This window comes from Streptomyces chiangmaiensis (assembly GCF_036281785.1).
GTDB lineage: Bacteria > Actinomycetota > Actinomycetes > Streptomycetales > Streptomycetaceae > Streptomyces > Streptomyces chiangmaiensis.
Genome location: NZ_JAYWVC010000115.1, coordinates 1 through 26,935, shown reverse-complemented (window position 1 = coordinate 26,935; position 26,935 = coordinate 1). Strand labels below are relative to the sequence as shown.

Sequence of the window (26,935 nt, the reverse complement as noted above, 5' to 3'; positions counted from 1 at the left end):
ATGCGCCCGCCATCACGGCCTGCTCGACGCGCTCAATCGTGTCGCGGCGGAGCTGGGCGTGCCGACCCTGGTCGACCTCGGGTACGAGAACGCCGGAGACGGCTTCCGCCACCCGGTCAAGAAGCCCGCGGGCGGCGAGCTCACCGAGGCCCAGCAGACCTACAACAAGGTCATCCGAGGCGTCCACGGCGTGTGCGAACGGGCCAACTCCCTGCTCAAGACCACTTTCAAGGCGCTGCGGCGGGTCAGTCTGGATCCCAGCCGCATCACCCAGATCGCCGCCGCGGCCCTCGTCCTGCTCCAGCTCGAGTACGACCGAACCATCTGAACGATCACCCAACGTCATGATCCATTACCGGGAAAGACTCATTGCATCCTGCTTCGGCGGCTGGATATGTGCTGGCCCCGGCACCGTGGAGTACGACGCGCTGTACGTTCGCGTGTACCAGGCCGTGCCCCCCAGACGCGGTACGCGATTTACCCGCGTTGCGCGCCGGGATCATGCAAGCTGCGCCCGACCCCGTGGTCCCCCAGTCAAGCGGGACGAACGGCGCCAAGAGCGGAAGTACCGATGCGAAACCCGCGAACGCACTGGTCCCCTCCTTCGAGAGTCTCCTCACCGAGTCCCTGGTTCAGTCGTCGGGCAACGAACTACTCGGTCCCCAGGCCGACGCCAGGTCAGAGGACGCTCCAACACGCTCGCGAGTTCGGCGTCCAGGCCCAGCGCGGCGGCGAGAACGTGCATGCCGAAACGCGGTGGAACGGCGTTGCCAATCTGCTGCGCGATGACGCTGCGCGAGCCGGGAGCATTCGCGTCGTCGCCGTTGCGGCGACGCCAGGGGTAGTCCGCCGGAAAGGTCTGCAGCTGTCCCAGCTCGGCCAAGTCGAACTCGCCGAGCTTGTGCTCGCCCCATACCAGTTTGTTCCGCGAGCCCTTGCCGGTGACCGTGGCCGAGGGCTGATCATGACGTCGCCGCCCCCGGGCCTTCGGATCTCCCCCTGTGCCGTAGTTGGACACCACCTCGAACGGGCCTCGACGGGCCAGCACCGTGTCCATCGTGACCCATTTCTCGAGCGTCGGATCGCCTGCGTCACGGGGCATGCTTCCGCTGTAGCGCCGGTGGGTGGGCGCGGGCAAATTCGGCTCCTCTTCCAACAACGCTCCCGCGCCGGCCCAACGCGCGATCATGATCGCTCTGCGGCGCGTCTGTGGCACTCCGTACTGCTCGGTCCGTAGTACCTCGGGTTCTGCGACCTTGTAGCCCTTGTCCGAGAGAATGCCCGCGAACACCTTCCACACCGGCAGTACGGCCGGAACCTGCTCGAGGACGATTGCCTGGTAAGGCTGCTTACCCCTGAGCAGCGCCTCAAGTGCCCACCGTAGGGGCTCGAGCACCAAACCAGTGCGCTCGTCACTGAGGTGCTTCAGCTCCTCACCGATCGATGCGAAGTCCTCGACGATCTTGACGTCGGCGTACCGCTCGGCAAACTTCGACACGTCGTGCAACGCGGCGCGCCCCTCACCGTTGCCGGCTACCGTGAATGTCTGGCAGGGCGGACCACCGACGAGCACGTTCGCCTCGGAATAGTCCTCCGGTCCGAACTCCCGCACGTCCCCGCGGCATGTGGGCAGATCCGCGGCACGGCGAGTGGCACACGCGTCCTCGTCCCATTCGATCCCCTCGACGACCTCTACGCCCAGGTTTCGAGCGGCCACGTCGAATCCGCCCGGGCCGGCGAAGAGATCGACGATCTTGAAGGTGTCGGACACACGCAATCCTTGCGGGGCGAGGAGGGAGCAGGTCAGCGTACTCGCTGCTCCCCAGGTCACGGGCATTGAACGGCCCCCATGGTAGCCGGCGGCGCGGCTGATGATGCCCGTGTTCGACGACAACCGCACGAGACGCCCGGGGCCGGACAGCCACTAGCTGCGCAGCGCCACTGCGATGACCTGTCCGACTGCAGCGGCCAAGGGCGGGGGCATGGCGTGACCGACCTGACGGTACCTGGAGGTCTTGCCACCGAACAATCGCCAGTTGTCCGGGAATGCCTGGATCAGCGCGGCCTGGTCCACGGTGAGCTTCGGGTGCCCGTCGGCGGGGAAATCGATATCCGGCGGGGCGTCGCCCAGGCTGTTGCCGTTCACACCGAGTGCTGCCCAGGCCCTCTTGCTGCCGGTGGGGCCGAGATCGGCCCCACCGCGACGATCGGAACCTCCGACAAGAGCGGGGGCTATGCGGTCGGCGCTCTTGATCCAGCGTTCTGCACCGGTCCAGCCGTTTGCGGACATGGAAGGGCCGAGGACCTGGCCGACGGTCGGAGGCGGCAGCTTGTCGGGCTCGGGCCAGGAGAAGCGGGAGAAGTAGGGTTCCTGGAGGGCGACGAGGAAGCCGCTCCTGCGGTTCTGGGGTACGCCGAAGTCCGCCGCGTTCAGGACCTTCCAGGCCGAGCGGAAGCCCTCTTCCCGGAGCTCGGCCTCGATCCATGAGCGGTCGGCGTCGAAGCCTGGGCTCTCGACCAGGTCGGGGACGTTCTCCAACAGTACGGCCTTGGGCTTGATGTCGCGGGCCAGGGCTATCGCGGCCCTGAGGACCCTGCGCTCCTCCGTGTCCTCGGCGCGAGCGACGGTCGCCATGGAGTTCACACGTGGAAGCCCACCGCTGAGGAGGTCGACGGCGAACGTCTCCGGACGCATGTCGGGCCGGAACCGCACGATGTCCATGCAGACGACGTCCCATCCCGCCCGGTTGAGATCGATGGTGAAGCAGGCATCGGCCTTGCTGTCGATGAGCAGTACCGGGTCGAAGCCGGCCCGCTCGAGCCCCAGGGCCTGCGCTCCTGCACCGGCACAGATCTCGAACGATGTGAACCGCTGCGCGTCGGGCGGTGCCGCTGGAGCAGCCTGAGGTGTGGCTGGTTGCGCCTCCCGCCGCTCGGGCGTTGGCAGTTGGCGCGGGACAGCCGTGCGGGTCGTTCCGTGCCCGACCAAGGCGCTCTGGTCTCCGTCGGGCGCTGCGGCGAGACGTTGGGCGTCGACAGATTCCTGCGCGACCACGCGCAGTTCGTCGTCGAGGGCGTCCTCCTCGATGCTGTCGAAGAGCACGAAGGGGGCAAGGCGGAGCAGCCGTTTGAGGAAGTCGCGGAGGGTCTCGCGTTCGTTGAGTCCGGTGAGGTCGAGGTCTTTCCAGACGCGGAGGATGGCCCGGACGAGGTGGGGGCTGCCACCGAGGGCAGCTCGCCGTGCGTAGATCTGGTCGAAGGCGGCCTCGCCGAGAATCTTCAGGGCACTGTAGGGCTCCGGGCCGGCGGAGGACCGTACGAGCTGGGCGCGCCACCAAAGTCGGCCGAAGACGTGGCGGGTGAGATCGGTGCCGAGGATGCGGTCCTTGGGGGGTTGGGGGTAGCGCCAGAAGGCGACGTCCGGGAGCAGGACGATTGCGAGGAAGGCCCAGACGTCGCGGGAGGCGGCCTCGGCGGGAACCATGCCCATCTCGGCATGCAGCAGAGCGGCGACCTGGAGGTCGAACTCGGCGTTGCTGGCGCGGTCGGAGTCGTCGGGGAATCCTGCGCGTTCGGCGAGGTCGACGACGCCGGCTCGCAGTTCTCGGAGCTGCTGGGCGGAGATCCGGTCGCCGCCGGTGGCCACGTAGACCGCCGATTCGTGGGAGACGGCCACTTGACCGGCAAGCTCGGCGACGGTCAGGTGCCGGTATTCCTCGAAGAGTGGTCTGGCCTGCTCGGTGAGCAGCCGAGGGTAGAGGAAGCTCATCAGGACACCTCGAAGAGCTCGACCGCTGCCTGCAGATCGGAGGCGAACAGAGAGGGTGAATTACGTTGGCGCAGTCGAATGTCGTTGATCGACTGTCCCGCGAAGAGCTGGTGGAAGAGGCTCAGCAGGGTGGCGCCGAGCGATCCGTCGGGGAAGTCGGCGTCCTCGGTGAAGTCGTCGTGGCCGAGGGCGTGTTCGATCATGATCCGGGCGGCGTCCGCGTACACCGCGGAGAGCACGAGGCGGTCGATCGCACGGGGCTTGGCAGCGTTCTCGAATGCGGTGGCGGTGACCGTGTTCCGCTCGTTGACGAGAAGGAGCAGGGATCCCATCGTGGCGCTGTCCAGGCCGCCGCTGATCTGCAGGTGCCAGGCCGCGCGGTCGGGGAAGGAGGTCCGGGCGAAGTCGATCAGGGCCATAGGGAACTGGGGTGCGTCGCCCTGGAGGCGCAGTGACTCCCGGTCGCTCCACAGCACGGAGCCTGCCCGACGGGGTGAGGAGGGGCGGGCGTCACGGCGGCGCTCCGCCAGGACGAGAGCAGTGTCGACGAGGAGGAGGCCGCCCAGGTCGGCTCCGCGCAGTAGGACGTCGAATTCCGTGGTGATCGTGCCACCGCCGGCCAAGCGTGCGTGGTTCGCCGGCCCGCCGAGGTTGGATCCGGTGGCCGTCCACACAACGGCAAGGGCGAGCGCCGCGTCCGTTGGCAGGCCGGACTGCACGCGGGCCCGGTCGAGGTCGACGCGGACGGTCCTGCGCAGGTGCAGGTCCATGTGGTAGTCCCAGTCCGGCAGGGCCTCGGGCATGGCGACCTCGCCGTCCTCGATCACGAGCAGCCACGGATCGGCGGTGACGACGTCCTCGGACGGGGTGCGGTACGGAAGTACGCGCCGTGTCACTGGCTCCTCACCCCCTCGACCTTGATGTCGATCTCGGTCATGGTGTCCGGTGCCGGACGTACGAGGGCGCGCCAGAGGGAGTCCCCGCCCTCGATCTCGCACGACTCGGTCGTGTGGAGTTCACCGGCATCGTCCTCCCAACCGACGAGAGTGGGCATGCTCGCGCCCATGGGTGGGTCCATCTCACGGCCGTTGGCGCCGGGAAGTGTTACGGCGAGGCCGATCCGGACTCGCTGGGGTCCGGGGACGGGAAGCCGGAACTCCTGGACGAGCACTGTGTCGTCGCCCCGGTCGTCGTAATACGGCTCTCCGACGTACTGGACGCGCGGCCGTCGACGTGTCGTGGCGGCGGCAACGTTCGTCCGGTCGTCGGCGAACGTGTGCTGTTCGGCGACGGAATCACCGGACCTGGCGGCTCCGGCGCCGGCGGTCCGATCGGAACCGGGTGCTTCGTTCGGCGTGGGACGGCCCGAGGTGCCGCGTGCGCTCTCGCGCTCGTCGTCGGGGTCCTGCGTGCGGGCACGTACGGCAGTGCTGCCGGGCTTGGCGTAGGCGGTGGCCCCACCGGTTCCCCAGGCTCCACCCACGAGACCGGAGAACATGGAGCTGGCCGCGCCGAGCGCGACGTGGCTGGCGCCGGGGCGGGCGACACCCCCGAGCGAGAGCAGGCCTTCCAACGCCTCGTCGATGCGCCGGAACGTCGTGTGCACGAAGGTGCTCTCCGGCCTGTCGAGCGACTGGGGGTGCCAGGCGTCGTGCGTGGGCGGCTCAGCCTTGGCGTAGATCTCGTCCATGGCCTCGTCCGCGCGGAAGACTCCGGCGAAGCCCTGGTTGGCGCTCGGCGGCTTCGGTCCGGGCCGGTAGGTGACGACGAGTTCCGCGGGGCGCATCAGACACACGTGATGGACAAGGTCCTCGATGTCGAGCATCCGCGAGGCGCGGGTCGGTTCCAGCGGCGTCATGATCCGCTTGACCAGTCCGAGGCGCCCGAGATGGCGCTTCGGCCTGAAGCACTGAAGGTCGCTGCCGGCCGGCCCGGTCATCGTCTCGTAGGCCGCGACGAACATGTTGAGCGGCCGGGTCTCCCTGGGGTCCGGCACGTGGTGTTCGATGCCGTCACAGGTGACCGTGAAGCGCATGGCGGGTGGCTTGTCGTCGGTGGAGATCATCTTGGGCCAGAGATGCCAGGCGATGGTCTCGGCCAGGTAGTCGGCTGCCACGGCGGGCTCAAGTTCGTCCAGGTTCGGGTCGACGACGACGATCGTCGTCCCGGTCTCGTCGGGTCCGAAGGGCCTGAGTCCCAGATGCCGCGCTGTGGTCTCCGCCTGCCGGCCGACCAAGGGTTCGACGACGTTTCCGGAGGTGTCGCCCCACCAGTGGCGGCCGGTGTAGCGGCGATCGCCCTGCGGCTCAGCGGCAACGTGGCTCTTCCAGAGGGTGCAGCCGATGAGCCGGGTCTCGTGGCCGCCCTGCGGGGTCCGACAGCGGGAGTGCACGAGGATCGTTCCGGGCCTGGACAGAAGGTAGAAGATGCCCTTGCCGAAACCGTAGGTGCCGCCGCCCAGCGCGGTGTCGCGCGGTTCACCGATGTTGCGGATGAAGGACACGAAGTCGCGGTCGGGGCCGACGGCGTTGTCCGCGCGGGTGGGCCCTCCGAGTCCTCGGGTGCCTCGGTCGGAGACAGCAAGGACCCGGACCGGGCCCCGCTTGAGCGTCTCGCGGAGCGGAAAGTGCTCCGGCCCCGCGGGTGCGCCCTCGAGGAGCGATTCGCGCCAGGCGGCGGCGTGGGCCGGGCCGACCGTCCACATGTCCAAGCGGTACTCGACCGGGCCTGGTGACGGCGTGAGTCGGGCGTCCCAGCTGTTCTGTGCGGACTCGCGCACCAGGATGGTGAGCAGGTCGAGCTCGGGGCGTCCGAGCTGGTTGCGGATGCCCTCGGCCGCGCTCGCGCCTTCCGGCGGATAGGGCTGGGAGAACCAGCGAGGCCCCGTCACACGGACTCCTGGATCAGGCTGTCGATCATCCGGGAAACCTGGTCGGGCGGAAGGGTAGCGGGGATCTCGCCGGACAGGTCGATGGTGTACTCGACGTCCAGTACCGACACCGGGACGCCTGCCGCAGTGAGCGCCCGGGTCGTCAGCCCGGGAAAGTGGGCGTCGACGACGTACCACCTCTCCTCGGCTATCGCGAACCGCACGTCCTGGTAGTGGACGGCATCAGCAGGGTGGTAGCCGGCCCGCGCGAGCAGGTCGAGCAGCGCGCTCTCGTCGTCGCAGAGCCGAAGTACCTCTGCGACCGCCTCCGAGAAAGCGATACCGACACCGCTCGCGCCGACGCGGTGCACGCGGAACCAGGCCAGACAGAGCGTCCCGTGCTCCGGTGCCTCGAGTTGGTCGAGGCCGTGGATCCGTGGCCTTCGCCCTTCACCGCTGGTGGTCGTCTTCACCTCGACGGCACGCGTCCTGGCGAGGAAATCGTGGCGGTACCCCTCCGGCCCGTACCAGAGTCGGTGGGCGCTCGGATCCTTGCGAAGCAGCCGATTGAGTACCGTCAGCTCGCCGAAGAGCCCTGCGAGTTCCTCGGGTCCCAGTGGCGTGCCCTGTGTTCGGAAAAGGGCCTTCCACCGGTCGAGCACACGGTAGAGCGCCTTGACGGGGTCTTCGGGCAACTCCCTTGCCGCGGCGAGCACATCGACGCACAGTTCCATGAAGAGGTCGTCGAGGTCGTGCCGCAGGCAGGCGAGGTCGGCGTAGTGCTGGTAGGTCTCGGCGTCCTCGAGGGGGCGCTTGCGCAAGCGGAGCACCGGTCCGTCCAGGCCATGGCGGACCTTGCGGTGCATGGCTATCGGAAGGAGGACGTGACGGTACCCCTCGTGGTCCACGGCCAACGCCAACGATCCGCTGTCGACGTCGACGGGCAGGTTACAAACCCGCAGGCGCCGTTCCCCTGTGGCCGCCTCGGCCTCCAGCGCTGTCCACTGCTCCTCGACGAGACTGCGCAGTTCCTCGTCGTTCATGCGTCCTCGCCGTCGAGGAGGCTGAAGTCCTCGTCCTCGATCCGAACCCTGGACAAGTCGGCGGAGATGTAGCTCTCCACGGTGCTGTCCCCGTGCCGGGGTTCGGGGAAGACCAGGCCGACGCCGATGATGTGCTCCTCCGCATTCAAGGGTGCACGCAACTTCTTCTCGGGGCCCGGCTCGGAGACCTTGTCGATCGGGTAGAGGACCAGCAGGCCGGTGTCGGGGAGTTGCTTCCGACGCGCGTCCATGATGCTCTTTTCATTCAAGTTGCCCACTTCCCCGGCCAGGTCCACGGCGGCGTCCCGACGGCTCATCAGGGTCTTGATGTCGACGAAGTCCGGGGTGGGGTTGGGCAGCTCGAGGCGGGCGCGGTTGTTCCGCCCGACGCACACACCAGGGGCGAAGGTGAAGTCCTCCCCCTTGGGGTTGCCAACGATCGCGACGTTCCATCGGCGCAACGATTCGGCTGCCGTGACGCGCTTCCGGATGTACTGGATGATCAAGTCCGCGTCGTTCTCCGGCGACTTCTCGTGGAACTTGTAGCTCGACAGGAAGTCGATCACGATGTCGTGCGGCACGTTGCGGAACACGTATCGCCCCTCGGCCGCCCTTTCCTCGGCCCTGACCGCGTTCGCGGCAGCGGAAGCGACCAGATCGCGTGCGGCGGTGATGTTGTTGCTCAGCCAGTCGGCGTTCGTGTGGAAGTAGTGGGTCTGGACTCGCTTGCCGCCGTAGGACGAGGCCGCCACGACCGCGTCGCGCATCTTGGCGGCAGCGGTCACGCGCAACGCCGGGTGCGTGCGCAGGCGCACGGCGAAGGTCAGCGGGGTCTCGGACTCGGACATGTAGATCTCGATGTCCCGACGCATCTCGGTCTCGACCGTGGCCAGGTGTCGGAACCACTCGGCCAGCTCGTCCGTCATCCAGATCCGTGGCAGGTCGGCGTAACCGTTGCGGAAGCCGAACCAACGCCCCATCTGCAGCAGCGTGTCGTATGCGGATACGGAGCGGACGAAATAGCTGACCGACAGACCTTCGAGGGTCAGCCCTCGCGAAAGGGTGTTGCCCCCCACAGCGACGGCCACGACCGGACCGTTCTCGTAGTCGAGGCGGTCCTCGCTGCTGGAGTTGTCCATGATGATGCGGCAGCTGTCGAGCACCCCGGGCAGCTCCGGCAGCAGCTCTTCGAACTGCACCTTTGTCTCGCCGAAGTCTCCGGCCGGCACGCGCCCGGTCTCCTCGTCCCACAGATCGCGCAGCCGCGAGAGGAAGTCGGCGTCCGCCGAGGACAAGGACCGCATGAACCGGTCGCGCAGATGCTCCAGGGGTTTCTTGAAACTATTGTGCACAGCGGTGTTGACGCTGGTGTGGATCAGCATCGTGTTGTGCGGGTTGCCTGTCCCACGTACCCGTCGGGCCGCGGTGACCAGCCAGAAGTAGCTGACCGCCCTGTGAAGTGTGTCCGTGATGACAGGTTCGAAGCCTTCAACGTCGGCCCTGGTCTCGGGGCGCACGGCCGGCACGTCGGCCTCGGGTACCGACCGGATCATGTCGTAGCCGTCGTCCACCTGCTCCGGGTCCTCGCCGTCGAGAGCGTAGCGACCGAAGAGCACCTCGGTGCCGAAGTGCCCTGCAGGCTTCGGGAGATTGACGACGAAGTCCTTGGGGTACAGATCCTGCGCGCTCGGGTCGATCAACAGATTCGCAAAGGGGGAGGCCGTGTATCCCACATAAGCGGACCTCGGCAAGTGGCTCATGATCTCGAGAATGAGCGGGTTGATCGACCTCGTCGCAACAGTGGCCTGGTCGGCCTCGTCGTCGATGATCAGTGCGGGACAGTCCTGGAGGTAGTCCGACGCCTTCTCGAGCCAGCCGGCCAGCTTGCGCAGCACCGTCGCGTTCTTCTTCACCACGCACAGCACGTGCGTCCGGTTGCTCCGCCCGAAGTACGAAGCCGGGTTCTCCTGCGGCGTGAAGTCCTTGTCGAGTCCGGTGAGCTGGGACCACCGCGAGGGGTTGGGTTCCACGAGCTGCTGCACGAGTCGAGCCTGGGTCTGGCGCCTGAGCCCGTTGTGGATTCCTGCCATAACGATGAACAACTTGTAGCCGCGGTCGGCCGCCTTGGCCATGACCGAGGTGAAGTTGGTCGTCTTGCCCGACTGGACGTAGCCGGCAACCAGGCCACGCGTGGAGAACGCTTTCTCCTTCGGGTGGTTCAGCAGCGAGACGACGCGGGTGGAGGAGTCGTCGAGGCTCCGGATCGCCGGCTCCTCGGGCCAACCGTCCTTGCGCAGCAGGTCCACGATCGCAGGCCAGCACTTGTCCTTGGCCTGCGGCCCCGTGTACCAGGTGTCGCGACCGTCCAGAACAACAGCGTGCGGCTCCTCGAGCTCCCTGATCCGGATCGTCTGCTGCTCATGCTGCTCCCGGATCTGTTCCACGATGCTCGGGCTGATGCCGAACTGCTCCAGCCGCTTGACCGCTTCCGAAGGGGGGAACGCATCCAGGAGCGCCTTGAACGTGTCGTACATTCCGTCGAGATCATCGGTCATCACAGTCGACCGTTCCCCGCTTCCACTCGATGCACACAGTCGGACCATCGAGGGCGCCCGCCTCGGAATTGCGGCTCACCGGCTGCAAGGCCACCCCCAGGCACGCACAACGCGCCCCCTCGCACAATTCCAACACATTAGCCATCGCGCGCCGAGCCCGAGAGCAGAACATGGTCACGATCTGCTCTCGCACGCTCCGCTGGAGCATTTTCGGCCCGCATGCCCCACGGGTCAGCGCAGTTCGGACCGCCTTGCCCGGACCTCGGCGGCGATCCGCTGAGCGATCCCCTCGGGCGCCTCGTGCTCCCAGAACCTCAGCACCGTCCAGCCTGCCGAAGTCAGGTGTTCCGTCGTCTCACGGTCACGGGCGATGTTGCGGTCGAGCTTGGTGCGCCACCACTCCGCGTTCGCTCGCGGACTCGTCGCATGATCCGGGCAGCCGTGCCAGAAACAGCCGTCGAGGAACACGGCGATCCTCACCCTGCCGAACAGGATGTCCACCGTCCGGCGGGGCATACCGGGCACAGGGACGTGCACGCGGTACCGCAACCCGCTGCCGTGCAGCAGGCGACGTACTGCCAGCTCCTGCGCGGTGTCGCGGGATGCCTGACGGCTCATGCGCGCGGCAACGGAGGCCGACGATGCGATTGGCGGCATACAACCAGTCTCCTGCACTCGCAGGTGATCGGACTGCGGCGTCGATCGGATCGCCGAATTTGCCCCCGATCTTCGGACGGGCAGCGACCACACGCTACCCGGTGGTCGACAGGCAGTGACCGGGTGGATGAATGGTCCACCGAACGGGCCCTGCTGTCGCCCACGGAACAGCAGCGGCATGCAGCAGTGGCCCTGTGGGAGACTGCACGCGTGTCCCGAACCCCCGTAGAGCTGACCATCGACGCAGACGGGCGAGTCTCACTCCCCCTCGGACTTCTCGCCGAGGCCGGACTCGACCCTGGGAGCCGCATCCTCGCCTACAGCGAGGGCGACGGGCGCTTGGTGCTCCGCCGCGAGGAGGACGCGGTGCGCGACCTGTTGGAGCGAGGCACCCTGTAGGCCCTGCCCGGTGTCCCGACAGCCAAGTGCCCCGAGTGCTGCTCCAGCAGAGGGCAGCATCGAAAGCGGGGATGTGGCGGCCGGCCACAGTGACCGAGACGGTAGGCCGCCGGTTCAGCCGACTTCGGGTGTCGTCCCAGCTCGCCTGCAGGCCCCCATTCCGAGGTGGCCGCGGAGTCGCCGATCCGGCGGCCATTCCAGGTGGCCTGACACAAGAGGAAGGGCGGTTGGTGCATCAGCTTCTCGATGCACCAGCCGCCCTTGTCCGTCTGCGGTCCGTTGGTCCCGGTCCGGTCGCTCTCATACTCATGCCTCCGGTCCTGCCAGAACGAAGTCGTCCTGGGTCAGCTCCGCTCGGAGCCTCGCCTCAGCGACATCGGCGTAATGCGCGGACAGCTCGACCCCCACGAACTGCCGGCCCTCGCGCAAGGCGGCGACGCCTGTGGAACCGCTGCCGGTGAAGGGATCCAGGACGGTGCCGCCTTCGGGGCAGATCCGCACGAGCTGCTGCATGATCTCGACCGGCTTCTGAGTGATGTGCACCCGGTCCTTGCGGGGCTGGGAGGCGATGAAGTGGCCGGGCAGGTATAGGTCACGGTCCTTTTCGAGGCTGCCCTTGACGCCCCAGGTGATGAACTCGGCCGACTGCCTGAACCCGCCCTTGCGGGGCCGGCTGGCGGGCTTGATCCAGGGGATCGTGCCGCTCCAGGTCCAGCCCGCCATCTGCAGGGCGTCGGACGTGGTCGGCTCCTGGCGCCAGTCGGAGAAGACCATGGCGACGGAGTGCTCGGTCGCGGCCCGGTAGGCCTCGGTGAGCAGCGCGGTCAGCCAGCTTCGATAGCTGCGCTGGTCGCGGTTCTCGCCGGGGAAGTTCTGCAGGTCGTGCGCCGATCCGGCCGTGACGTACTTGGCGCGGGCGGTGCGGCCGGTGCGGTCCGAGCTGGTGCGTCCGCCGGAGTTGTACGGGGGGTCGGTGATGACGGCGTTGACGCTCTCGTCCGGGAGGGTCTTCAGCACGGTGAGGGCGTCGCCTCGGTGCAGCGTGTAGCTCATGTGCGGGGCCTCTTTCAGGGCACGACGGGACTGGGCCCGTTACGGACGGCGCTCAACAGCTGCCGTTCGGAGCGGGGTTGCGCCGGAGGGTAGCCGCGATTTCCGGCCGCACCTAACGACCCGTGGCGGTGCTCCGGGCCCAGGTTCGACGGCCGTTTGGTGCGGCCGGAATCCCGGTCTACTGTCTCGCCACGTCACCAAGGAGGAGCCCAGCTCCACCCCTGCTGACCTGTGCTGATCCATGTTGTCGCGTCCAAAGACGTGACCCGGCAGGCACGTTGACCGCCTCTTCCCGAAGCCGTGAGGAGACCCGGTGCACCACCTGAGATTACGAGCGCGGCTGACTGCCGCGCATGGCCTGAACCCGGTGTCCGGGAGCTACCAACTCCCCTGACCCGGGCCCGCCCTGAGAGGCGGATTCACATCGGCGCGGTGCCGACGGCTTTGCACGAGAAGTCGGCACCGCGCCTCCTACGAACCGCGAGGAGCCGCTGCGATGCAGCACATCCTGGTACGCCCACGCCCTGACCCAACACCGTTGCCCAGCCGGGCTGTCCGCCCCGGCGAACGGCGGCGGCAATGAAGAAGACCACCGGAGCGGTCGTCGGTCTCTTCGCCTCCGGTCCACTTCTGCTGGCCGTTCCGATCCTCGCCATCGGTGTCAGCACTGCTTCGGCCTCCTGCTCGGCCGGCGGTACACAGGCTGTGGATACCTCGGCCGTCGCTGCTCAAGTGAAGGCGATCCTGGACGGCGGCGGCAAGGGCACGGTCTCCGTGCCGGACCTGGACGACCCGGCCGAGCAGATTCCCAACGCCAAGACCATCCAGGCCACCGGCACCGCGATGAACATCCCGGCCCGGGGCCAGATCGTGGCCCTGGCGACCGCCCTGCAGGAGAGCGGCCTGCGGAATCTGACCTACGGCGACCGCGATTCACTGGGCTTGTTCCAGCAGCGGCCGTCACAGGCATGGGGCACCGCGAACGAGATCCTCGACCCGGTGCGTGCCTCGACGAGGTTCTACGAGGCGCTGGAGAAGGTCTCGGGCTGGCAGTCCCTGTCCGTCACCCAGGCCGCCCAGGCGGTGCAGAAGTCCGGCTTCCCCGAGGCTTACGCGAAGTGGGAGCCTCTGGCCACCGCCTTGCAGCAGGCGATCGAGCCGCTGTTGTCGAAGGCCGGCGGCACGTCGCCGAGCCCTTGGCCATCCGGCTCGGACGGCACGGCCAGTGCTCCGCCGAGTGCTGCGGGCAGCTGTACGGCCGACGGGGACGGCACCGACTTCGGAACCATCCCGCCCGGCTCGGTGCCGGCCGGATACGAGATTCCGGCTGACGCTCCACCCAAGGTCCAGACGGCGATCCGCTGGGCGCTCGGCCAGCTCGGCACCCCGTACCAGTGGGGCGGGAGCTGCACGGACTCCCACGGGAGCGACCCCATGGGCCGCTGCGACTGCTCCTCGCTGATGCAGCAGTCGTACAAGGCCGCCGGGGTCGCCCTTTCGCGGACGACGTACACGCAGGTCAAGGAGGGCAAGCCGGTATCGGTCGACGCTCTCCAGCCCGGTGACCTCGTCTTCACCGAGGGGACTGCCCAAGTCCCGGAACACGTCGGGATGGTCGTCGGCCAGGGGTTGATCGTGAACGCCCCGCACACCGGCGACGTGGTCCGCCTCGCGACCCTCGCGTCCTGGAAGCCGCAGATTCTCGCGGCCCGCCGAGTCGTCTGACCGGCGCTTCTCTCCCTCCCCCTTCCTGCGCTGGCTTCGTCCATCGGGCTTTGGCCTGCATTTAATCGAACTGGAGTTCACAACCATGTATCTCGCCGACAAAGTCGTCCAGCTCGCCTATGACCCCGGGATCAAGCCGAACGGGGGCGGGCTGCCGGGCCTGGCGGTCCTCAAGCAGGTAATGGGCTCGATCAACCTCTTCGGGATCATCGTCGTGGTCGGCGCGCTCGCCGTCAGCGCGGGCGTGTGGGCCTGGGGCCACCACTCCGGCGGTCACCAGGCCGAGGCGAACGGCAAGAAGGGCGTGCTGGTCAGCGCCGGCGCGGCCCTCCTGCTGGGTGCCGCGAACGGTGTGGTGGCGTTCTTCAGCACGCTGGGGACGCAGGTCCGCTGATGTCTCCCCGTCCCACGAACCCCGGCGGCGCTTCTCGCGTGCGCCGCCGGGCGCTGCTCGGCACCGCTGTCCTGGTGGTGCTCGTCGCCCTCGCCGGCCTGGCCGCCTACCTCACCCGCGACGTCAGGATCTCCTCCAAGGCTCCTGCACCGCAGGTGAGTTCGGCTTCATCCTCCGCCCCGACCGCTTCTGCTTCCGCCTCGTCACCACCGCACGGGAGCCGCAGCGCCCTGCCCGTTCCCCCGTCCACGCACGATCCGATCAAGTTCGGTAAGTCGGCAGCCGCAGCGCTGTGGTCCTACGACACCCGCGCCTACTCCCAGCACGAGCTGCTGACCGCCCTGCACAAGTGGCTGACCAGCGAGCCCAAGTACGCCGACACCGCCTCGGTCGACGCGCTCGTCCCCTCGCGGGTGCTGTGGAAGGAGATCGCCGCCAACGGCCAGTTCGCCACCGCCACCGTGAACGAGGCGCACTTCCCGGACTCGTTCACCCAGGCCCTCCAGGCGGACCCCGGGGCGATCACCACCGCGTACATCTACGCCGTGACGGTCTCCGGCAAACAGTCGATCGCCTGGAACGGCTCGCCGCACGGCGGCGCCGAGAACCGCGTCACCACCCTCGCGGTCCAGTGCCGCCCCTCCCGTCCCTGCGCCCTGGCCGGTGTCCTGTCGGCTGTCGCTCCCTGACCCCCACCCGAGAAAGGAGGTATCGCCATGGGAGTCTGCGACTTTCCGCTGATGGACAAGGTCTGCGGCGCCGTCGACTTCGCCACCAACCCCGCCGGGACCGTCACCGACGGCATCGGGGCGTGGATCGCGAAGTCAGCGGGTGAGCTGGCCGCCAGCGCTGCTGACCTCGCCGCCAAGGCCGTCAACGAGACCACCGCCATCGATCTCAACGCCGGCTGGTTCCGGGACAACTACGAGCTGTTGTTGCCCATCGGTCTCGCCTTGACCGTCGGCACGTTCTGCATCCAGTTGATGCTCGCGGCCTGGCGACGGGACGAACGCGCCCTCGCTCAAGCCGCGATCGGCACGATGACCGGCGTCCTCTTCTCCTTCTGCGCCGTCGCCTTCACCTCCGTGGCCATCACGGTGGTCGACGCCCTGTCCGACGGGCTGTTCCAAGCAGCCAACAGCTCAGTGGACGACGCGATCCGACGCGTCGTCAAGGTCAACGAGTTGGGGGCGATGTACGGCCTCGGCTGGGGCGTCCCAGCCCTGGTCGCCCTCGGCTGCGCGATCGGCGCGTTCCTGTACTGGGGCGTGATGGTCGCCCGCAAGGTCGGCGTCCTGATCATGGTCGCCCTCGCGGTCTTCGCCGGATCCGGCGGCGGGTGGGAGGTCGCCAAACGCTGGCGGCGCGGCTGGATCGAAGCCACCGCCACCCTGGTCGTGTCGAAACTGCTGATGACCGTGGTCTTCCTGATCGGCGTCTCGGCCATGGGCAAGTCCGACGCCAAGGACGGAATGGCCGCCCTGTCCGACGCGATGGCCGGCATCGTGGTGATGGTCCTGGTCCTGCTCTGCCCGTACGCCACCTACAAGTTCGTCCACTGGGCCGGCGACGGCGGCGGACACGACGACCTGCACCGTACCGGCGTGGCCGGCATGGCGGTCGCCGCAGGCGCCGCGAAGACCGCGGGCAGCCTCGCGATGCAGGCCGGCACCGGCACTCCCGCTCCGCAGGGGCCGAGCAAGGTCCCCGGCGCGGGAAGCGACGGTGTCGCCTCCGGCATCAACCCCACCGGCGGCAGCCTCAGCAAGGAGGGCATCGACGCCGGACCTCCGAAGCCGCAGACCCGCTTCCGGTACGGCGAGGACCCGAACGCCTCCGGCGACAAGGGCCGCGCCCTGATCCAGCGCCCCGGCATCCCCGCACTGATCACACGGCCTGCCGACACCGAAGCAGGAAACTCGGAGGGGAGCGCTCATCCCGCCGCCCAGCCCGCTGGCGCGTCGATTCCCGGCAGCAGCCTGACCCGCGCAGGTGCCGCGTCGCCCGCTGGTCCCGCAGCACCGCCGCCGTCCTCCACCTGTCCTTCGGCAACAGGCTCCCCGACTCCAACGAGCTGGGTCTACCCCCACCAGCCGCCGTCCGGGTCCTGACCCACCACCACCCAGGGGGCGGGCTGCATCCCTCCAGTCCGCCCCTTCCCCCGACCGGCCGAGACGGAGTCCTGCGATGACCTCCAGAAGAGCGCCGCGTCTTCCGCCTCTTCCCTCCTGCTCCCACTGTCTGGAACCGCCATGTCTGACAACCCCCAGGCCGAAGTCACCCCGGCCACAGTGAAGTTCCCGCACCGCAGCAGGCGCGGCATCCTGCTCGGCCTCACGGCCCCGCAATTGATCGTCATGAGCCTCACCGGTCTGCTCCTGCTCGCGGTGATCCTCGCCCGTGGCGTGGTCGGCGCTCTCGAACTCATCCCGCTGTGGGCTGCCATCGCCCTGCTCGTCTTCGTCCGCTACCGAGGCCGGGCCCTGGCCGACTGGGCTCCGATCGTCACCCGGTACGTGCTCCGCCGGATGCGGGGCCAGTTGATCTGGCTCGTCCGACCCTCGCACCGCCCGGTCCACGAAGGACTCCTCCACCTGCCCGGGACCGCCGCCAGCCTGCGCGTGGTCACCGCACCCGACCGCCGGTACGGCGCCGTCCACAACCCCCACACCGGCACGCTGACCGCCGTCGCCAAGGTGTCCTCCCGCGCCTACGCGCTGCTCGACCCGGGAACCCAGAACGCCAACGTCAACGGCTGGGGCCGTGCGCTGGCCGCACTGGCCCGCACCGGCCAGGTCGCCCGGATCCAGGTGATCGAGCGCACCGTGCCGGACTCCGGCGACGCCCTTCGCCGGTACTGGGAAGAGCACGGCCGGCCCGACGCCCCGGTGGCCGGCGCAATCTACGGCGAGCTAATCCAGAGCGCGGGCCCGGCTGCGGCTCCGCACGAGGCGTACGTCGCGGTCTCGCTGGACGCCAAGGCCGCGCGACGCCTGATCAACCAGGCCGGAGGCGGTCTGACCGGATCCTTCAGCGTCCTGGCGCAGTTGACCTCGACCTTCGACCAGGCCGCGCGCACCGCCGGGCTCAACCCCACCGGCTGGCTCACCGCCCGCGAGATCGCGGCAGTCGTACGAACGGCATACGACCCCAAGGCACTTGCCGCACTGGACCGTTGGTCCTCCTCCGGGCGCCCCGAGGCCGACGCCGCCGCCGCGGGCCCGGTCGTGGTCGTCGAGAAGTCGGACCACATCGCGACCGACTCCGCCGTCCACTGCACGTACTGGGTGGAGAACTGGCCCCGCACAGAGACGTCGGCTGGCTTCCTGCACCAGCTGCTGTTCACCGCCGGGGTGCGGCGGACCCTGTCGCTGTCGTACGAGCCGAAGGGGCTGGACGCCGCCCTGCGTGATGTCCAGCGTAAGAAGGCCAGCGTGATCGCGGACGCCGCCGAGCGGGCGCGGCGCGGCCAGGTCGACTCCGAAGCGGACTCCATCGAGTACCAGGACATCAAGTCCCGGGAGCGCCAGCTCATCGCGGGCCACGCGGATGTCGCCCTGACCGGCCTGCTGACCGTCTCGGCCGACTCCGAGGAGGAGCTTCGTTCCGCCTGCGCGGTCGTGGAGACCGCGGCGGTCGGCGCCCAGCTCGACCTCAGGCCGCTCACCTGGCAGCAGGCCGAAGCGTTCACCGCCGCCGCCATGCCGCTCGCCCTCGCCGCCTGATGCCGGCCCTCCTCCCTTCCGAAAGAGCGCCCCCATGTCCCGCACCGCCAGCCCGACCGCGCGGGACTTCGTGCCCTTCGCCACCGCCGCGCTCGACTTCCACCGCGCGCTCAACATTCCGGGCGGTCCCCTCGTCACCACCCGCGCCGAGCTGGACGCCCTGCACGCCCACCTCGTCTCGCTGCACGGCCTGCTCGATGCCCATGCCGCCCGCACAGGCCGGCTCGTGCCGATCGAGGGCGACCAGCTCAGCGCCGCCCGCACCCGGATCTGGCAGGCCGCCGACCACGTCCACGCCGCCTACCACGCGGCCCCCCAACCCGGCTCCGGCGAGGTCCCCGACCGCGAAGCGTGCCAGGCCGGCCAGCCAGAAGGCGCACCGGAGCTGACCATCTGCCAGCGCCACCAAGCCGCCGCGCACCTGGTCCGTCGCCGCACCACCCCGGCCGACCTCCACGCCCCGTTCACCGGCCTCGTCCGCCACTGACCCTGCCTCCCGTCTGGAGAACCGTTCATGCCCCGCACCCGCGCCAGCGCCTCCCACCTGTTCGTCCCCCGCAAGGCATCGCGGGCCGATCAGCGCGCCGCCCGCGCCGGTTTCGCCGAGGCCCGGCGCCAGGCCCGCCTCGCCGAAGCCACGCCCAGGCGCCGCGACAAGGAGGCCCTCGACCCGGAGCTGCGGCCGACCTATCCGCCGTCCGGTCGCCCCGGCTCCTCCTCGGCACGCGGCGGCAAGCTCAGCCTGCCCGCCCACCGGATGACCACCGCCACCGTGTCCGGGGCCTATCCCTTCCTCGCAGAGGGCGGCCTGGGCGCGGAGGGCATCTTCATCGGCCGCGACGTCCACGCGGAGGCCGCGTTCTGCTACGACCCGTTCTCGCTGTACAGCAGCGGCCGGATCGAAGGCTTCACCAACCCCAACGCCGTCCTGGCGGGGATCATCGGCATGGGCAAGTCCGCGCTGGCCAAGTCCATCGCTACCCGGGCAATCGCCCACGGTTACCGGGTCTACGTGCCCTGCGACCCCAAGGGCGAGTGGACGGCCGTCGCGCAGGCTCTCGGCGGCTACAGCATCGCGCTGGGCCCGGGGCTTCCGGGCAGGCTGAACCCCCTGGATGCCCCGGCCCGGCCCGCCTCGGTGAGCGAGGACGACTGGTCGACCGAGGTCCGCAAGCGCCGTCTCCTGCTCCTGGCCGGCCTCGCGCGCACCGTACTGAAGCGCGATCTCCAGCCGATGGAACACACGGCCCTCGATCTCGCGCTGGACCTGGTCGTCACCGAAGCCGAGGCAGGCGGCACCGTGCCCCTGCTCGGCGAGATCGCGCACACCCTCGGCTCGCCCGAGCGCCTCGACCGGGCCCTCGGCGACCAGGCCGGGCACATGGGGCCCGCCGCGCAGGACCTCGCGCACGCCCTGCGCCGTCTGGTGCACGGCGACTTGAGCGGCATGTTCGACGCGCCCTCGACCGTGGCCTTCGACCCGACCACCCCGATGCTGTCCATCGACCTCTCCCGCCTCGGCGGCTCGGGCGACGACACCGCGCTGGTCCTCGCGATGACCTGCGCGAGCGCCTGGATGGAGTCCGCGCTCGCCGACCCGGACGGCGGCCGACGCTGGGTGATCTACGACGAGGCATGGCGCGTGATGAGGCACGTCGGCCTCCTGGAGCGCATGCAGAGCCAGTGGAAGCTCAGCCGAGGGCTCGGCATCGCCAACCTGATGGTCATCCACCGCCTCAGCGATCTGCTGAGCGCGGGCGACGCCGGCTCACGCGGCCGGGTACTGGCCGAGGGCCTCCTCGCCGACTGCTCCACCCGCATCATCTACCGCCAGGAGCCCGACCAGCTCGCCGCCGCCGCGTCGCTGCTCGGCCTGACCGGTATCGAAACCCAGGCCGTGTCCGCCCTGACCAAGGGCCGGGGCCTGTGGAAAGTCGCAGGTCGGAGCTTCATCACCCAGCACATCCTGCATCCGGCCGAGCGCGAGCTGTTCGACACGGACGCCCGGATGCATGCAGACCCCCGCGAGTTCACCACAACTGACGATCCCTCAATTCCTACGCTGCGCAAGGGGGCGCGGCAGTAAGCCCCCGTGAGGTCGTGGGTTCACGGTCCGGGCTCGTCCCTGGTCTCCAGTTCGGTGCTGTCGAGGACGCCGCCCCGCTCCAGCGCCAACCAACGATCGGCCCGGCCGCGAGTCCGGACAGCGGCGCACCGGCCACTGCCTGGAACGACCGCCTCGCCACAGCCCGAACCGAGGAATTCACCGACCTGCTCCACGAGGCCGTCACGGAGGACTTCGGCGCGGTGGCCCGCCTGCACCAGATACTCGAAACCGCCTCCCAGTGGTGTCGCACCCACGGCGCCCGAAGCAGCGCGTCCGAGTTGGACGCCATCGCCTCCCGGCTGACCGACCTCGGCGAGGAGCTGCATCTCGTCGCGGAGAACGTCGACCACGAGATCCGCTCCCGCTCGCACCAAGCGGCAGCAGCGGCCCGCCTCTCGCCAGCAGCGTCGGCCCAGGGAACTTCCCCCGGCCAGCAGAGCGACGCTCCGGCTCCGGTCCCACCATCCGTCATGCGCTCGCTGCCGCGTTCGCGGTGACGCACCCGTACAGAAACGAGTAACGACCATGCTTACCTCTCCCGACTCCTCTGCCACCCCTGACTGCCAGCCGCAAGATGCTGGCGAGCGGGCGGCATGGCGGGTACGTGTCCAGGCCCTGGCCTCCGCCGCTGACGGCATCAGGCAGGCTTCGGACCAGTGGGAGGCGGTCTCCGACTCGTACTGCGACGAGGACGGCTGGCCCGTCGACGAAACCGGGTACGCCGACGGCAAGGTGGCCCGGGACGCCGCCGCCTGGAAGCACGTCGAGCCTTCCTGGCCCACGGCCCCGAAGTCCTCGCCAGTGTCCTGGCCGCCGCGCAACCGGCCGACTACGTTGACGGCACGATCAGCGCCGACCTGCTGCGCCTGCGCGGGATCGACTCCGTACTGGAGCGAGCGGGCGAGATCCGCCGCGAGTGGGATCAGGTCATCGCGCTCATGGAGGGCTCCATGCCCGGGTCGCGGGAGCTCTACGAGGAACGAGCCCGCGAGATCCGCAACTCCGAAGGCTGGCACTACGCCGACGAACTCAGCTACAGCGGAGCGGCATTGGCCAGGGCTGCCGATCACCTGACCGACCGGATCGGTGTCGACCAGTCCGCGCACACCGGGCGGGTCCAGGCGGCCCTGGCCCGATCCGCCTCCGGCCAGCGCGGTGCCTCTACCGCTTCGCCGCCCGCCTCGGCGGCGTCCGACCCCCCTGCCGTGCGCCGCTCGCGCTGACGCCTCTGGCACCGACCTCCGGCGAGGCCAAACCGTCCGATCGCCGGATCCTCAACGCACGCCACCACCCCTACAGTCCCCGCCCGGCTGCGGCTTCCCGCCGTCGACCGCTGGGGACGGCCAGCTACGGAGAAGCCCACATGCGCCCCGATCAGACCCTGGTCACCCTCCAACGCGAGGGCACACGCATCACGGCGCGCGCCAGCGAACCCTTCATCCAGGAAGCCGCCGCTGGCACGTCGGAGCATGACCACCCGTACGGCCACCTGACCATGCCGCTTCGGCAACGTGGACTGTCCTGCACCGTCGAGTACGGCCTCAGCGACTACATCGTCCACGCCGAACTTCCCGACGGCAGCGCCCTGATCATCGCTCCGCCCCAGGAACCGCCCACCGACCACCCACCCGGGTATCCGGGGAGCTGGTTGGTGACGCGCGGGCATCCCGACGACTCCACTCTCCACGAAGTGATCTACGACTCGGAGCCCGACGGTCCCCACGCCCGACATGGCGGCAGCATCCCCCGCCTGCTCGCCGCCATCGACACTCGCCTGGACCAGCTCGGCCTGCCGCCCCGGCCGGAACCGCGGCGACCTGCCCAGGAGAGCAGCGCCGACGCGGTGCTCCACCGTGCGGGCTTCGTCCCCGTCGTGCTGTTCCGAGAGCGCTTCCACCGGCTGCCCTCCGCCATGACCGACCCGGTCGAGCAGCGACAGATGGTGACCCGGGCCTTCGACATGCTTCAGGCCGAGGGCTTCAACGTCTCGTGCGATCCCAGCCTCCTCGACCCCAGCCTGCCGCCCCCTGGCAATCAGGGGCTCAGCCTCGGCGACCGACTCGGCCACCTGACCCAGTCCATCCGGTCGGCGGCGCACACGCGCGAGGTCGTCGCCGCACTGAGCGAGCTGACCGCTCCCGGTGACGGCGTTCACCAGCGCGTCGTGGAGTCCCTCAACACGACGGCCGACTGGTCCGCACCACAACCCGACCTTCGAGACGTGGACACGGCCAGCCGCCGCCACCCGCATGCTGCGGGACGTCCAAGAGGAGCTGGAGGTCGCCGAGGACATGATCGCCGCGTGCCCTGCGGAACTCAGCGACCCCAGGTACCGCGACGAGGTGCCTGCCCTGCGGACCAGGGAACTGCTCAGCGACGTCCTCGGCGACGACGCGGTCGCGGATACCCAACCGTCCGCCGCCCAGAGCCCGGAAGCGGGCTGGCAGCGAGCCGCCCGCGCCTCATCCCCGCACGCCGCCATCCATCGGACCGTGTCCTCCGCCGGCGCGGCATCCGAACCACCCACCAGCGCCCTACCGCCCCGGTCGCCACGCACCCAATGACCTCGGCTTGACCTCCAACTGCCGTCCCCTGCCCCGACAGGAGCTGCCCCGATGACCAGCAGAAGAGCGCCGCGCGCCCCGCCTCGCCTTGTCCGCTCTCCCTCCTTGGACCCGCCATGCCCGCCCCGCGTTCCAGCGCGCCCTCGGCCACCACCGGCTCCGACGCGCTTCTCTACCTCCTGTTCGGCGTCCTCGGCGTCGGCATCGCCTTCGGCTCCCTCGCCTGGCTGACCGGCAACCTCACCAACGCTCTCGTCGGCAGCGGCCCCTGGGCGCCGTTCGAGGCCACCAACGCGCTGCTGCACCCCGACGCGCTGTGGCCGCACCTGAGCCCCACCGCTCTGCTGGTCGGCGCGCGGCTCGTCCCCGGGCTGCTCTCCGTCTGCCTCACCATCACCGGCCTGGTTGTGTGGATGCGGCTGCGCGGCGGTGCGAAGAACGGCCTTGTCCGCAAGCAGGATCTCGCCCCTCTGATGAACAGGGAGATCGCCGCCAAGGCGAAGAGCCTGCGGCCGAGCCTGTCCGGTCTCAAACCGAAGGAGGTCGCTCCCGCGGACCGCGGGATCCTCGTCGGCACGCACTCCCCGGGCCGGGCCGAGGTCCGCGCCTCCTGGGAGGACGTGATCGTCGCGATCATGGCCCCGCGCTCCGGCAAGACGTCCGGGCTGGCGATCCCCGCGATCCTCGCCGCTCCCGGCCCGGTACTGCTGACCTCGAACAAGGCGGCGAACGACGCCTTCACCGCGACAGTGGACGCCCGCGCCAAGGTCGGCACGATCTGGACGCTCGACCCGCAGCAGATCGCCCACCACCCGCGCGAGATGTGGTGGGACATCCTGGCAGACGCCCGCGACCTGGCCGGGGCGAAACGTTTGGCCGGACACTTCGTCGCCGCCAGCGTGGACGAGTCCAGCGGTGCCGACTTCTGGTCCACCGCCGCGAGCAACACGCTGGGCGCGCTGTTCCTGGCCGCCGCCAGCCACCGGCGCCCGATCACCGATGTCCTGGCCTGGCTCGCCTCCCCCGCTGACCGCACTCCGGTGGACCTGCTCACCGATGCCGGCCACGAGGCGGTCGCCGCCCAGCTCCAGGGAACCGTCAGCGGGGCCACAGAAACGCGGGACGGCATCTATGAGACCGCGCGGCAGTACGCGAGCTGCCTGCTCGACCCGGACGTCGCCGCCTGGGTCACCCCCAACAAGCACCTTCCCGAGTTCAAGCCCTCGGCGTTCGCCACCTCCCGCGACACGTTGTACCTGCTCAGCAAGGACGGCGGCGGCTCGGCTTCGGCGATCATCGCGGCGGCGGCCGACGCGGTGATGCGCGCGGCCGTGGTCGTCGCCGAGCGCTCCGGCGGGCGGCTCGACCCGCCCGCCCTGTGCGTCCTCGACGAGGCCGCCAACGTGTGCAAGATCTCCGATCTCCCCGACCTGTACAGCCACCTGGGCTCACGGGGCGTGATCCCGATGACGATCCTGCAGTCCTACCGGCAGGGCCAGCGGTGCTGGGGCGAGGCCGGCATGGACGCGCTTTGGAGCGCCGCCACGGTCAAGATTGTCGGCTCCGGCATCGACGACATCGACTTCGCCGACAAGCTGAGCCGCGCGATCGGGGAGCACGAGGTACGGACCGTCTCCGTCTCCCGCTCCGACAGCGGCAAGTCGACGTCCGTGTCCATGCGCACCGAGCGGATCCTCGCCCCCGACGCGATCCGTGCACTGCCCAAGGGCAAGGCACTCCTCCTGGCCACCGGCCTACGCATCGCGCTGCTCGACCTCAAGCCCTGGTACAAGGAGCCGTCGGCGAAGACCATCGCACCTGCCTCCGCCGCCGCCACGGCCACCATCACCGACCGCGCACTCGCGAAGGCGAACAACTCCGGCTTCGGGCGTGCGGCATGAGCGGGGTCTGGAACGTCCCCGCCGCCGACCGCGTCGCCGCCCTCCGGCGCGAAGCAGCCCACCACCCCGAGTCCGGAGCGCAGGAACTGTCGGATCTGGAACTCCTCAACCGGGCCTACGAGTCCGCCGTCCGCGACCGGATCGACACCCGCGACGCCTACATGCGCCTGCTCACCGATCTACGCCACCACGACGACCAGGTCCGCGCCGGGGCCGTGGCCGGCTTCCGCCCCCAGATCGACCGCATCGCCCGCCACGTCGTCAACGAACACCTCAAGCCCTACTGGCAGTTGGTCCACTGCGTCGAACACCTACCGGAACGGCTCTCCGCCAGGGACATCGAATCGCTGCGGTCCCAGGCGGCGTCGGTGCGGCACTGGCTACGCCAGGACGGGCCCGCCGAGGACCGGCTCGACCCCGGCGACGCCCGGGAACACCTCAGCACTCTGCGCACCGTCCTCGCCGCGCTCAAGGGACGCCAGGACGTCTCCACGGACGACGCGCTGCGGCTCATGGACGCGGCTCTCAACGACGGACCGCTGCTCGACCTGTTCGAGGTCGGCACACCCGAACCGCTGCCCGAGCCCGCCCCACCCGCCTTCGCCGGACCCGGCTGGACAGTCCACGCCCGTATGTGGACCTACCAGCCGGCACCCGACGACGGCTTCGTCACCGCCGTCCGGCTCGGCGACGAATGACGCATCGACCTGTGGTCCCCCGCCGGCCCCCTCCTCGCACGCGGCACCGCACCCGAGAACGACGTCGCCGCCCTCGCCGAAGCCCTCGTCGCCCGGGCCCCGGCCTGGACCGCTCCGACTACGCCTGGCGCCGCTTCACCGACACCGCCAACGCCATCCAGCACACCGACGACACCTCCCCACGAGTCCGAGCCGCCACCACACGCACCACGACACCCCACCGCCCCACACTGCACCCGCCACCACGTCGTCCCTCCCGGCGTCCGCGCAGACGGCTTTCGACGGCGGCCGTCGCCGCTGACGGAGGGCACGCCGCTGCTCGGCCAGGCGTATCTGCACCGCAGTCGCCGGCCTCTGGACCAGGCACCGATCGGCCGGGTCAGCGCCCACGAGTGGTCCGGACGTCAGGGCGACATCTTCGACGCGCTCGCGGGACGCCGAACTGGAGAACGGCGATCCGGACGGCTGCTCGCCCTGGTCCTGCCGCTCCGGCACCCCCGTCCAGGCCGACGTCGACCTCACGGCCTGCCCTCCCCTTTACCTGCTCAGGAGTCCCCTCGTGTCCTCCCGCACTCCGTCCCCTCCTCTGGCGCGTTCCCAACGCCTCGCCCGGTCACCGGTCGTCCGACGCGGTGGCCAGTGGTGGCTGGTCACCGGTTCCGGATCGATCCTCGCCACCGATCCGACGTTCACCGGCGAGCTGGACCGCTTCGCCGACGCGATGACCGCCGCCGACCAAGCCGTCGCCGATCTCCGCTCGCAGCAGGACGACCCGCCGACTCCCCGCCCCGGGCGACAGCGATGAACCCGCTGCTGAGTGCCGAGCAGGCGGTGCTCGGCTCGGTGCTGCTCGACCCCGGCCAGCTCGCGCACCTGGACTGGCTCGCGCCCGATCACTTCTACCGGCCCATCCACCAGGCGCTGTTCGCCGCCTTGCGCAAGCTCCGGACCGAGAGCCATCCCGCCGTGGCGACCGGAGAACGCGTGCCACTGTCCTGGGTGACGGACGCCGTCGCCGAGGCCAGCAACCATGTCCGAGGGCTGACCGCCGTGTATCCCCACATCCTGATTTCGGCCTGCCCGCGACCCGAGCACGCCCCGGTCTACGGCCGGATGGTGCTGGAGGGAGCGTTCCACCGCAGGGTGACCGCGCACGCGATCCGTCTCCACCAGGCAGCCCACGCCGACGCCCTCCAAGGTGAGGTGGAAGGAGCGCTGCACCAGGCGGACGTCCTGGCCAGGGTGCTCGAAGACCTCGCGCTCCGCTGGGGGTCCGAACCGCGCCCGGTCGCCCCGGCGACACCGCCCCCCACAGCTCCCGTCGCGCCGCCGCCGGTACGAGCGGACCAGGTCGCCGAGGACGAGCAGTTCCTGCTGGCGGTCCTGGTCGAGCAGCCGAAGGCGATGGACGAAGTCGTCGGCTGGCTGCGCCCCGGCGACTTCGCCGACCCCGCCCACGGCCAGCTCTACCGCTGC

At 69.6% G+C, this 26,935-nt stretch carries 24 protein-coding genes; 16 read left to right on the top strand and 8 right to left on the bottom strand.

Annotated features, from left to right (window positions below):
• Positions 1-328: transposase family protein (locus VXC91_RS27425; protein ID WP_329510013.1), on the top strand; the 328-nt coding region annotated here is incomplete at its 5' end.
• Between the two features lie 288 nt (positions 329-616).
• Here the strand turns inward: VXC91_RS27425 and VXC91_RS27420 are convergent.
• The 7 genes from VXC91_RS27420 to VXC91_RS27390 form a co-directional block, all read right to left on the bottom strand.
• Entirely contained in the window at positions 617-1,771 is a 1,155-nt protein-coding gene (locus VXC91_RS27420) for a DNA cytosine methyltransferase (protein ID WP_329510012.1), read from the bottom strand.
• 153 nt (positions 1,772-1,924) lie between these two features.
• Complete coding sequence (locus VXC91_RS27415; RefSeq protein ID WP_329510011.1) at positions 1,925-3,769, bottom strand: DNA cytosine methyltransferase; 1,845 nt, start codon at positions 3,767-3,769, stop codon at positions 1,925-1,927.
• The gene (locus VXC91_RS27410; protein ID WP_329510010.1) at positions 3,769-4,665 is read right to left on the bottom strand and encodes a hypothetical protein; all 897 of its coding nucleotides are present in this window, start codon (positions 4,663-4,665) and stop codon (positions 3,769-3,771) included. The genes VXC91_RS27415 and VXC91_RS27410 overlap by 1 nt, the downstream gene beginning before the upstream one ends.
• Positions 4,662-6,659 carry a hypothetical protein gene (locus VXC91_RS27405; RefSeq protein WP_329510009.1) on the bottom strand — a complete coding sequence of 666 codons (1,998 nt, stop codon included), beginning with the start codon at positions 6,657-6,659 and terminating at the stop codon, positions 4,662-4,664. The genes VXC91_RS27410 and VXC91_RS27405 overlap by 4 nt, the downstream gene beginning before the upstream one ends.
• Positions 6,656-7,681 (bottom strand): PD-(D/E)XK motif protein, encoded by a 1,026-nt coding sequence (locus VXC91_RS27400; protein ID WP_329510008.1) that lies wholly within the window; start codon positions 7,679-7,681, stop codon positions 6,656-6,658. The genes VXC91_RS27405 and VXC91_RS27400 overlap by 4 nt, the downstream gene beginning before the upstream one ends.
• The gene (locus VXC91_RS27395) at positions 7,678-10,236 is read right to left on the bottom strand and encodes a Z1 domain-containing protein (RefSeq protein WP_329510007.1); all 2,559 of its coding nucleotides are present in this window, start codon (positions 10,234-10,236) and stop codon (positions 7,678-7,680) included. The genes VXC91_RS27400 and VXC91_RS27395 overlap by 4 nt, the downstream gene beginning before the upstream one ends.
• Before the next feature lie 231 nt (positions 10,237-10,467).
• Positions 10,468-10,893 carry a very short patch repair endonuclease gene (locus tag VXC91_RS27390; RefSeq protein ID WP_329510006.1) on the bottom strand — a complete coding sequence of 142 codons (426 nt, stop codon included), beginning with the start codon at positions 10,891-10,893 and terminating at the stop codon, positions 10,468-10,470.
• Between the two features lie 210 nt (positions 10,894-11,103).
• Here VXC91_RS27390 and VXC91_RS27385 point away from each other — a divergent pair, with 210 nt between their 5' ends.
• Positions 11,104-11,292 (top strand): AbrB/MazE/SpoVT family DNA-binding domain-containing protein, encoded by a 189-nt coding sequence (locus VXC91_RS27385; RefSeq protein ID WP_329510005.1) that lies wholly within the window; start codon positions 11,104-11,106, stop codon positions 11,290-11,292.
• 306 nt (positions 11,293-11,598) lie between these two features.
• Here the strand turns inward: VXC91_RS27385 and VXC91_RS27380 are convergent, their stop codons facing one another.
• Positions 11,599-12,345 carry a DNA-methyltransferase gene (locus tag VXC91_RS27380; protein ID WP_329510004.1) on the bottom strand — a complete coding sequence of 249 codons (747 nt, stop codon included), beginning with the start codon at positions 12,343-12,345 and terminating at the stop codon, positions 11,599-11,601.
• A gap of 579 nt (positions 12,346-12,924) precedes the next feature.
• Between VXC91_RS27380 and VXC91_RS27375 the strand changes: the two genes are divergently transcribed.
• From VXC91_RS27375 to VXC91_RS27310, 14 genes are all read left to right on the top strand, one after another.
• A complete protein-coding gene (locus VXC91_RS27375; RefSeq protein ID WP_329510003.1) occupies positions 12,925-14,070 on the top strand; it encodes a C40 family peptidase in 1,146 nt (381 codons plus the stop codon).
• An 85-nt stretch (positions 14,071-14,155) separates the two neighbouring features.
• Positions 14,156-14,464: a DUF6112 family protein gene (locus VXC91_RS27370; RefSeq protein WP_329510002.1), complete on the top strand. Its 309-nt coding sequence runs from the start codon at positions 14,156-14,158 to the stop codon at positions 14,462-14,464.
• On the top strand, positions 14,464-15,153 hold the full coding sequence (locus VXC91_RS27365) for a hypothetical protein (RefSeq protein ID WP_329510001.1): 690 nt from the start codon (positions 14,464-14,466) through the stop codon (positions 15,151-15,153). The genes VXC91_RS27370 and VXC91_RS27365 overlap by 1 nt, the downstream gene beginning before the upstream one ends.
• Before the next feature lie 27 nt (positions 15,154-15,180).
• Positions 15,181-16,575 (top strand): SCO6881 family protein, encoded by a 1,395-nt coding sequence (locus VXC91_RS27360; protein WP_329510000.1) that lies wholly within the window; start codon positions 15,181-15,183, stop codon positions 16,573-16,575.
• Between the two features lie 141 nt (positions 16,576-16,716).
• Positions 16,717-18,189: an SCO6880 family protein gene (locus tag VXC91_RS27355; RefSeq protein WP_329509999.1), complete on the top strand. Its 1,473-nt coding sequence runs from the start codon at positions 16,717-16,719 to the stop codon at positions 18,187-18,189.
• Positions 18,190-18,223: 34 nt separating this feature from the next.
• On the top strand, positions 18,224-18,676 hold the full coding sequence (locus VXC91_RS27350) for a DUF6238 family protein (RefSeq protein WP_329509998.1): 453 nt from the start codon (positions 18,224-18,226) through the stop codon (positions 18,674-18,676).
• Between the two features lie 27 nt (positions 18,677-18,703).
• Complete coding sequence (locus VXC91_RS27345) at positions 18,704-20,275, top strand: ATP-binding protein (RefSeq protein ID WP_329509997.1); 1,572 nt, start codon at positions 18,704-18,706, stop codon at positions 20,273-20,275.
• A 14-nt stretch (positions 20,276-20,289) separates the two neighbouring features.
• Complete coding sequence (locus VXC91_RS27340; protein WP_329509996.1) at positions 20,290-20,793, top strand: hypothetical protein; 504 nt, start codon at positions 20,290-20,292, stop codon at positions 20,791-20,793.
• A gap of 159 nt (positions 20,794-20,952) precedes the next feature.
• Complete coding sequence (locus VXC91_RS27335; RefSeq protein ID WP_329509995.1) at positions 20,953-21,519, top strand: hypothetical protein; 567 nt, start codon at positions 20,953-20,955, stop codon at positions 21,517-21,519.
• 140 nt (positions 21,520-21,659) lie between these two features.
• Positions 21,660-22,871 carry a hypothetical protein gene (locus VXC91_RS27330; protein WP_329509994.1) on the top strand — a complete coding sequence of 404 codons (1,212 nt, stop codon included), beginning with the start codon at positions 21,660-21,662 and terminating at the stop codon, positions 22,869-22,871.
• Between the two features lie 105 nt (positions 22,872-22,976).
• Positions 22,977-24,761 (top strand): type IV secretory system conjugative DNA transfer family protein, encoded by a 1,785-nt coding sequence (locus VXC91_RS27325; protein WP_329509993.1) that lies wholly within the window; start codon positions 22,977-22,979, stop codon positions 24,759-24,761.
• On the top strand, positions 24,758-25,459 hold the full coding sequence (locus VXC91_RS27320; RefSeq protein WP_329509992.1) for a hypothetical protein: 702 nt from the start codon (positions 24,758-24,760) through the stop codon (positions 25,457-25,459). Before VXC91_RS27325 ends, VXC91_RS27320 begins: the two co-directional genes overlap by 4 nt.
• Positions 25,460-26,018: 559 nt before the next feature.
• Positions 26,019-26,264, top strand: coding sequence for a hypothetical protein (locus VXC91_RS27315; RefSeq protein WP_329509991.1), 246 nt, complete (start codon positions 26,019-26,021; stop codon positions 26,262-26,264).
• The coding region (locus VXC91_RS27310) for a DnaB-like helicase N-terminal domain-containing protein (RefSeq protein WP_329509990.1) at positions 26,261-26,935 on the top strand (675 nt) is incomplete at its 3' end. The genes VXC91_RS27315 and VXC91_RS27310, both read left to right, overlap by 4 nt.